General features: G+C 64.9%; 8 protein-coding genes. 5 read left to right on the top strand and 3 right to left on the bottom strand.

Translation table 11 applies throughout. The features are described from left to right. Positions 1–95 precede the first annotated feature (95 nt). Both K368_RS0106180 and K368_RS24005 read right to left on the bottom strand, forming a co-directional pair. Positions 96–779 (bottom strand): response regulator transcription factor, encoded by a 684-nt coding sequence (locus tag K368_RS0106180; protein WP_051439778.1) that lies wholly within the window; start codon positions 777–779, stop codon positions 96–98. Positions 780–895: 116 nt separating this feature from the next. Continuing rightward, positions 896–1,159 (bottom strand): hypothetical protein, encoded by a 264-nt coding sequence (locus tag K368_RS24005; protein ID WP_036266009.1) that lies wholly within the window; start codon positions 1,157–1,159, stop codon positions 896–898. 718 nt (positions 1,160–1,877) lie between these two features. On the opposite strand from K368_RS24005, the gene K368_RS0106170 reads away from it, so the two are divergent. From K368_RS0106170 to K368_RS0106150, 5 genes are all read left to right on the top strand, one after another. Then, the gene (locus K368_RS0106170; RefSeq protein ID WP_027171638.1) at positions 1,878–2,606 is read left to right on the top strand and encodes a Crp/Fnr family transcriptional regulator; all 729 of its coding nucleotides are present in this window, start codon (positions 1,878–1,880) and stop codon (positions 2,604–2,606) included. A gap of 646 nt (positions 2,607–3,252) precedes the next feature. Further along, positions 3,253–3,975 (top strand): Crp/Fnr family transcriptional regulator, encoded by a 723-nt coding sequence (locus K368_RS0106165; protein ID WP_245259519.1) that lies wholly within the window; start codon positions 3,253–3,255, stop codon positions 3,973–3,975. Between the two features lie 43 nt (positions 3,976–4,018). Next, entirely contained in the window at positions 4,019–4,273 is a 255-nt protein-coding gene (locus K368_RS0106160; RefSeq protein ID WP_155935036.1) for a hypothetical protein, read from the top strand. A 138-nt stretch (positions 4,274–4,411) separates the two neighbouring features. Continuing rightward, positions 4,412–6,043, top strand: coding sequence for an alpha-D-glucose phosphate-specific phosphoglucomutase (locus K368_RS0106155; protein WP_027171635.1), 1,632 nt, complete (start codon positions 4,412–4,414; stop codon positions 6,041–6,043). A 136-nt stretch (positions 6,044–6,179) separates the two neighbouring features. Further along, positions 6,180–6,950 (top strand): glucose 1-dehydrogenase, encoded by a 771-nt coding sequence (locus tag K368_RS0106150; protein WP_027171634.1) that lies wholly within the window; start codon positions 6,180–6,182, stop codon positions 6,948–6,950. A gap of 75 nt (positions 6,951–7,025) precedes the next feature. Here the strand turns inward: K368_RS0106150 and K368_RS0106145 are convergent, their stop codons facing one another. Continuing rightward, on the bottom strand, positions 7,026–7,334 hold the full coding sequence (locus tag K368_RS0106145; protein ID WP_027171633.1) for a cupin domain-containing protein: 309 nt from the start codon (positions 7,332–7,334) through the stop codon (positions 7,026–7,028). Positions 7,335–7,337 lie beyond the last annotated feature (3 nt).

Here is a 7,337-nt window from a genome sequence, read left to right as displayed (position 1 = left end):
CCCGTGAGGGAGATCTTTGCCCGTGAGGGAGATCTTTGCCCGTGAGGGAGATCTTTGCGCGCGAAGGAGTTCCGTGACGAAGCTGCGCCTTCGGCTCACCCGGCCTGCGGCATCCGGATCTGATCGAAATCGAGCAGGGCCGTCTGGATCACGATCTGCGTCCGGCTGATGACGTCGAGCTTGCGCAGGATCTCGGAGACATGGGCCTTGACGGTGGAATCGCCGACCTGGAGCTCGTGCGCGATCTGCTTGTTGAGCTTCCCCTGACGGATCATCAGGAGGACGCGCAGCTGCTGCGGCGTCAGGCGGGCGATCCGCTCCGCGAGCTGGGTCGCCGGAGGAGCCGAGCCAGCCGCGGACTCCGACAGGGCGGCGGGGATCGAGAGACCTCCGCCGAGCACGTCGGCGATGGCCCGCGTCAGCGTCGCCTTGTCGACCGCCTTCGGCACGAACCCGGCCGCACCGTGCTGCAGCGCCTCGCGCATGATCCGCGGATCGTCGAGGCCGGACACGACGAGGATCGGCACGCGCGGGAAGCGCGAGCGGATCGAGACGAGCCCGTCGAAACCGACGACGCCCTGCATCGAGAGATCGAGCAGGACGAGGTCGACGGTCCGGTCGGCCGCCAGGACCGCCATCGCCCCGGCGATCCCGTCGGCCTCGTCGATGGCCGCCTCGGGAAAGGCGAGCTTGACCGCGCTCGCCAGCGCATCGCGAAAGAGCGGGTGGTCGTCGACGATCAAAAGATGCATCGCCGACCCGCCCCTGCCCTCTTCCATCGCACCAACCCCTGCAGGCCACCGCACCGATCCCAAGCGCCTCCGGCGATCCTATCAGATCCCCGTGGAGCGCGCCAAAGCCGTGGGAGGGCCGGACGCCGAGAGCCTCGTCGCCGTCAGGGGGCCGTGATCTTGACGCCAGTCTTCTCGACTTCCGCCCGGACCATCGTCTTCGTATCGACCGGTGCCACGGACCAGGCCACCGCACCGATCAGGCACAAGGCGGCGAGGCTGTAGGCGAACCCGTGCATGACCCTCACCAGGCCGAGCAGGAGCGGAATGAGCGACAGTGCCACCGCCATCGTCGGATTACCCGTCAGGTAATAGACCGAGGCGAATGCGATGACCGTCATGATGATCGCTTTGAGGAAATTGGGCACGCATCTCTCCGTTCCGTAAAGCCAGTACCGCGACGGTCCGAGCGCTCGAAGTTTTCCCGGACGATTCGGCCCGCCGGTGCGCCACCGTCCTGCCGGGAAAGGACGGACGGAACCACCCCTCGCCGAACAGACCGCCCATGCGCCCCGACGGTCATGACGGACGGCATTCGCCCGCCTTCCGCCTGCATCGGACCGAGCAGGCAATTCCCGCGCCGATGCGAAGGACATCGCAGAACCGTACGAGGCCTGGCCCCGGGGCGGCTCGTGAGGCGACGCTCACCCATTCGGCGCGAGCGACGACACGCCGCCCGGCGGCCTCACTCACAGGTCGAGCGCACATCCTCGCCGCACAACGTATTCGGACATCGAGAAGACCAAGCCGCAACGGCTGAAACCAAAATCAAGGCTGGCCGGCGATAACATGACCTGCCCAGAACGGTCCGATATTGCGGATTTGACGGAGCGCTTCGGACAAGTGAGACGTCCGATTACGCGCATAAATTTCCACAAACGATGAAATTCGACAAATGACTACGTTTCACTTGTTGAAATCTCGACAGCTCTGCTATGTCATGATCGACTTTTGGCGTTGATGAGCGGCACATAAGAGTGCTTCACAAACCTCCCGGCCACGGTCGGCTCTCTCTCGGGGCACGACGGCGCAGCGAGAATTCCGTGAGAGACACCAACTGGAACGCCGCCTCTTCGGGACGCAGGCATGGTCATTTCTTCTCAGAACACGGTTCGCAACAACCTCCTCTCCCGGATGCCGCCGGACGATCATGCTGCCATCCTGGCTGTCCTCGAGCGGGTCGAACTCAAGCGAAAAGATGTCCTTGCCCGGCCGAACGAGCCGTTGACCCATGTGCATTTCATAGAGAGCGGGGTCGCCTCGGTCGTCGTCGGCACGCGGGACCGCAGGCGGATCGAGGTCGGCATCATCGGCTCCGAGGGTGCGACCGGCCTGCCACTCCTGTTCGATGTGGATTCCACGCCCCACGAAACGTTCATCCAGATCGATGGCGAAGCCTTGCGGATGAGCAAGGCCGCGTTCTGCGGCCTGATTGAACAAAGACCCGCGTTTCGCAAAGTGATGATGCGCTATGCTCACATCTTTCAATTGTTCACGGCCCAGACAGCCCTGTCGCACGGCAGCTATACTCTGGAAGAGCGGCTGGCCCGCTGGCTGCTGATGTGCCACGACAGGGTCGAGAAGGACGAGTTCCCCATCACCCACGAGTTCCTGTCCGTCATGCTCGGTGTCCATCGCCCCGGCGTGACGACGACGATCCATATCCTCGAAGGGGCAGGCACGATTCGGGCGCGCCGGTCCCACATCGAGATCGTCGACCGGCAGAAGCTCGAACTCATCGCAGGCGACAGCTATGGCATTCCGGAGGCCGAATATCGTCGCCTGATCACGGACGACGCCGCACCGGAGCCGTGAATTGCCGGCGACGCGAGAAGCGGCGGGGAACTCCGCAGGCCGCGCAGATCGACATCCTGCAAAACCGCCGTATCCAGTCAAGGCGAGCCCCACGGCTAGCGTCAAGCTCATCCGGATGGAAGTCCTTGTTGAGCACCGCGCCGATGAATGACCCTCATCCCCCTGTCATTCTCGCGCGATGATGCAGCACAGATGTCTTATCGTCTGCGAAACGGTACGACATCCGACCAATCCATGTTAATTGATCTTGTCAAATTGGTGCATTTGTGCGCTTACGACCTCAATGAAGCGTAGCCTTTCGAAAAAGGCACGCTTAATGTGGCAGCGTCTTCTATCGAGATGGAAGGTGCGGCGAAATGTCGATACGACTTTATGGATTTGGATCGGGCAGAGGCGTAAACACGTCCTCGCATACTCCAGGGACATCGCAGACCATCACCACCGAGCCGGCAGACGGAATTTGAATCTCGGCTACGACTTTAGTATGATGGTGATTGCCGCAAGAACATGATGTCTTGTACGTTTTCGCTGCCATGACTCGTTGAAGGAGCATCTCAGAGGATGTTACTTCTCAGCAAGTTTCGATGCTTATTGATAGAGACATTGAACATTGTCGCGGAATAGAATCTCGAATACGGCGGAAAGCGTGTTCAATCCGCTTGTCCAGAAGCTCGAAGGCTTCGTTGCGCTCAACGAAGCCGACAGAGACGTGCTTCATCGGATCACAGCCATCGCCCGCGACGTTCCCGCCCGCACCAACCTCGCCCGTGAAGGGGAGCCGCACAGCGATATCGTCCTCATCACCGAGGGGATCGGGTGCCGGTTCAAGCAGCGCGCCAACGGCGCCCGCCAGATCACGGCCTACCTCGTGCCGGGGGATACCTGCGATCTCGACATCACCCTGTTGAACCGCCTCGATCATACGATCGCGACCCTCTCCCCCTGCAAGGTCGCGCGCATTTCCTCGCCGGCCCTTCGGGAGATCACGGAAAATCATCCGGCCATCGCCCGGGCGCTGCGCATCTCCGCCCTGATCGACGAGGCGACGCTGCGCGAATGGCTGGTGAATGTCGGCTGCCGTTCGGCCCTCGAACGGATTGCGCATCTCTTCTGCGAACTCCTCGTGAGGATGCGGGCCGTCGGCCTCGCCACGGAAGACAGCTGCGATCTCCCCATGACCCAGCACGAGCTGGCCGACACGACGGGGATGACGACCGTGCACGTGAACCGGTCGCTGCAGGAGCTGCGGCGCCGGGGACTGATCGAACTCAAGGGCAAGAATCTCAGGATTCTGGACTGGTCCAGGCTGAAATCCCTCGCCGAGTTCAAGGCCGGCTATCTCCGCGTGGAGGGGCAGGCCGCAATCTGAGCGTCTGCAGCGCCCGTCGGGTCGTCACGGCAAGGAGGCCAGCATGCCGCGGTACTTTCTAAACTTGCACGATAGCACCGGGCTCCATCGCGACTCGGACGGAGACGAGTTCGACTCCGTTGACGAGGTGCGCAACGACGCCGTGATCGGCATCAAGCAGATCGTCGCCGATGCGCTCGTCGGCGGCGCGACGCTGAACGAAGCCCTGGACCGCTCCTTCGAAATCGTCGACGAGACGGGAGTGACCGTCCTGACGATTTCGTTTGCCGAAGGCGTCGCGTCGCACTCCAGACTGTGACACGGAGAAGAGGCACTCGGGGCTAGGGTCGCGGTGAACCGGTTCCCGAGAATCTTTCCCCCTCTCCGTGCTCTGGGTGGTTGACCGGCAGGGACCAGCCGTTGTGTTGTCCCCGCCGACAACGAGGGGCTTTCGCGGATGACTTCGAGGCACGTGCCGACTTCGCCATTCTCTGACCAGAAGCCGGGGACGTCGGGCCTTCGCAAGAAGGTTCCCGTCTTCCGGCAGCCCCGCTACGTCGAGAATTTCGTCCAGTCCATCTTCGACATCATCCCCGACCGCGAGGGCGCGACCCTGGTCGTGGGTGGCGATGGCCGCTTCTTCAACCGCGAGGTGGTGCAGACGACCCTCAAGCTCGCCGCCGCCAACGGCTTCGGCCGGGTTCTCGTCGGCAGGGGCGGGCTCCTCTCCACCCCGGCGGCGTCCTGCGTCATCCGCAAACACGGGGCGATCGGCGGCATCGTCCTGTCGGCGAGCCACAATCCCGGCGGCCCGGACGGAGATTTCGGGATCAAGTTCAACACCGCCAATGGCGGGCCGGCGCCGGAATCCATCACCGCCGCCATCTACGAGCGCACGAAGACGCTCACCGAGTATCGCATCGCCGACGTGCCCGACCTCGACCTCGACACGGTGGGCGAGGCCAGGATCGACGGCATGGTGGTGTCCGTCATCGACCCGGTGGCCGATTACACGGAACTGATGGGCGAACTCATCGATTTCGACGCGATCCGCCGCCTGTTCGCGTCCGGCTTCCGGATGCGGTTCGATGCCATGAGCGCGGTGACCGGCCCCTACGCCGTCGCCATCCTGGAAGGGGCGCTGGGCGCCCCCGCGGGGACGGTGGTGAACGGCACGCCGGAGGAGGATTTCGGCGGCCACCACCCCGATCCCAACCCGGTCCACGCCCACGAACTCTACGAGCTGATGCTGAGCGAGGCCGCGCCGGATTTCGGCGCGGCCTCGGATGGGGACGGCGACCGCAACATGATCGTGGCACCGGGCCTCTTCGTCACCCCGAGCGACAGCCTCGCGATCCTCGCCGCCCATGCCCATCGCGCGCCGGGCTACGCCGCCGGCCTGTCGGGCATTGCCCGCTCGATGCCCACGAGCCGCGCGGCCGACCGGGTCGCCGCCTCTCTCGGCATTCCCGCCTTCGAGACACCGACGGGCTGGAAGTTCTTTGGCACCCTGCTCGATGCCGGACTCATCACCCTGTGCGGCGAGGAGAGCGCCGGCACCGGCTCGAACCATGTCCGCGAGAAGGACGGGCTCTGGGCCGTGCTGCTGTGGCTCAACGTCCTGGCGGCGACAGGCAAGCGCGCCGACGCCATCGTGCGCGAGCACTGGGCCGCGTTCGGGCGCGACTACTACACCCGCCACGATTACGAGGAGATCGAATCCGAGCGTGCCAACCGCCTGATGGAGGGGTTGCGCGCGCAGATCGAGAGCCTGCCCGGCCGCCGGATCGGCGATCTCACCGTGTCGGCAGCGGACGATTTCCGCTACGTCGACCCGGTCGACGGCTCCGTGACCGCGCAGCAGGGCATCCGCATCAGCTTCGCCGAGGATGCCCGCGTGGTCTACCGCCTCTCCGGCACCGGCACGGCGGGGGCGACGTTGAGGGTCTATATCGAGCGCTACGAGAACGCCCCCGACCGCCTCGATCTGGCGCCGGATACCGTCCTCGCCCCGGTCGTCCAGGCGGCGCGCGACATTGCCGACATCACAGGCATCACGGGGCGCAGCGAACCGAGCGTCATCACCTGAACCCGGGGAGGGACCCCCTCCCCGCCGATGCCGCACCCCGGGAACCGCGTTTTCCCCCGCCCATTGTCCTGCAAATCACGGGTGATCGCCGGCCACGACAGGGCCGCGCACCCCCTCTTGCACAGATGGGACAGGCATGAAGTTGCAGGGCAAACGGGCTCTCATCACCGGGGCGGATTCCGGTATCGGGCAGGCTGCGGCCGAACTGTTCGCGCGTGAAGGCGCGGACGTGGCGATCACCTACAACACCGATGCGGACGGCGCGCGCGAGACCGCGCGCCGGGTCGAGGCGGCAGGACGCACATGCCTCGTGATCCAGGACGATGTCGGCGACCCGGCCTCCGTGGAGGCGACCTTCGCCAGGGTCGCCGCGGAGTTCGGCGTCCTCGACATCCTCGTCAACAATGCCGGGCAGGCCATGAGCGGCATGCCGGTGGCGGAGATGGACGACGGCAAGCTCGAACAGATCCTGCGCGTCAACCTGATGGGACCGGTCTTCTGCGCCCGCGCCTTCATCAAGGTGCGCCGGGCCAATGGCGGGCGCGGCAAGATCGTCATCGTCTCGTCGGTGGCCCAGCACCTGCCGACCCCGGAAAGCGCACCCTACGGCATGTCGAAGGCCGGCGTCGGCTCCCTGTGCCGCAGCCTGTCGCGCGAGCTCGCCGAGGACAAGATCAACGTCAACAACGTCGCTCCCGGCCTCATCGAGACGCCGATGACCAGCGATCGGTTCGAGAACCCCGAGAAGCTCGCGGCCTCCCTGGAACGCATCCCGTGGCACCGCGCCGGCCAGCCCGACGAGATCGCCAAGGCCATCCTGTACCTCGCCTCGGACGATGCCGATTACGTCACCGGCCATACCCTCGTGGTGGATGGCGGCCTGACCATGCAATGGGGCGGCGCGTAGGAAGGGTCTTCCTTCGACGACACGTCATCGAAAGAGGGCCGGATCGAGATCGATCCGGCCCTTCTCATGTCTGGTCTATGCGGCCGGCGGCGCGGTAGCCTCGACCGCCGTGAACTCTTCGAGGATCGTGTAGATGTGCTCGGCCCCGGCCGGAACCAGCCAGGAATCGCCGGGCTCCAGGGTCACCGTCTCGCCGTCGATGACGAGTTCGGCACGGCCGGAGATGACGTAGCCCACCGTCTCGTAGGGCCGGCTGGCGCTCGGCTTGTCGTCCGTCGGCGGCTCGTGGCGCCACATCCGCATGGCGACCCGCTCGCCCTTGGCGAGGCCGATCTCGCCATGCGCACCCTCGCGGGCATTCTTCGTGGAAATCTTCGTGGTCATGGC

The sequence above is a fragment of the Methylobacterium sp. 10 genome (genome assembly GCF_000519085.1).
Lineage (GTDB): Bacteria > Pseudomonadota > Alphaproteobacteria > Rhizobiales > Beijerinckiaceae > Methylobacterium.
This window is presented reverse-complemented; position numbering and strand designations above follow the sequence as displayed.

Excerpts from the sequence above, each read along its gene's own strand:
- K368_RS0106170 (WP_027171638.1), top strand. The coding sequence starts at position 1,878 with ATGGTCATTTCTTCTCAGAACACGGTTCGCAACAACCTCCTCTCCCGG.
- K368_RS0106155 (WP_027171635.1), top strand. The coding sequence starts at position 4,412 with ATGACTTCGAGGCACGTGCCGACTTCGCCATTCTCTGACCAGAAGCCG.
- K368_RS0106160 (WP_155935036.1), top strand. The coding sequence starts at position 4,019 with ATGCCGCGGTACTTTCTAAACTTGCACGATAGCACCGGGCTCCATCGC.
- K368_RS0106150 (WP_027171634.1), top strand. The coding sequence starts at position 6,180 with ATGAAGTTGCAGGGCAAACGGGCTCTCATCACCGGGGCGGATTCCGGT.
- K368_RS0106180 (WP_051439778.1), bottom strand. The coding sequence starts at position 779 with ATGGAAGAGGGCAGGGGCGGGTCGGCGATGCATCTTTTGATCGTCGAC.
- K368_RS0106145 (WP_027171633.1), bottom strand. The coding sequence starts at position 7,334 with ATGACCACGAAGATTTCCACGAAGAATGCCCGCGAGGGTGCGCATGGC.